We start from the raw sequence: 321 nt of genomic DNA, 5'->3' as shown, positions 1-321 counted from the left end.
GACCAACAAGCGGCGATTGAAAAATATCGTGAGAGTATGAGTGAGTACATACCACGAGCTAAGCAGATGGCAAGCGAAAGTCTCGCATTAGCCAATGATGTGATTGATGATATTGCTGTTAGTTTAGACTCTCCAGAATCGTTTGATAACGTAAAAGAGTCGATGAAAACGTTTTTCGCAGACCTAGAAGCCCGTTACTACAAAGATGGCGAGCTGGTTTTGCCTGCAGACAGCTTTGAGTCGATGGCCAATGGTTGGTCTGAAGACTTCGAAAAAGCTAAAGAGATCTTTAACCAAGAGTTTATCTCTAGTGCTTTTAAT

1 protein-coding gene is annotated in these 321 nt (G+C 42.1%); it reads left to right on the top strand.

The window, feature by feature from the left end; all coding sequences use genetic code 11:
* Nucleotides 1-321: DUF2884 family protein (locus AB4486_RS25895; protein WP_372119601.1), on the top strand; the 321-nt coding region annotated here is incomplete at both ends.

Origin of the sequence: Vibrio sp. 10N.222.55.C6 (assembly GCF_041473395.1) — a bacterium.
GTDB classification, from domain to species: domain Bacteria; phylum Pseudomonadota; class Gammaproteobacteria; order Enterobacterales; family Vibrionaceae; genus Vibrio; species Vibrio crassostreae_C.
This window is presented reverse-complemented; position numbering and strand designations above follow the sequence as displayed.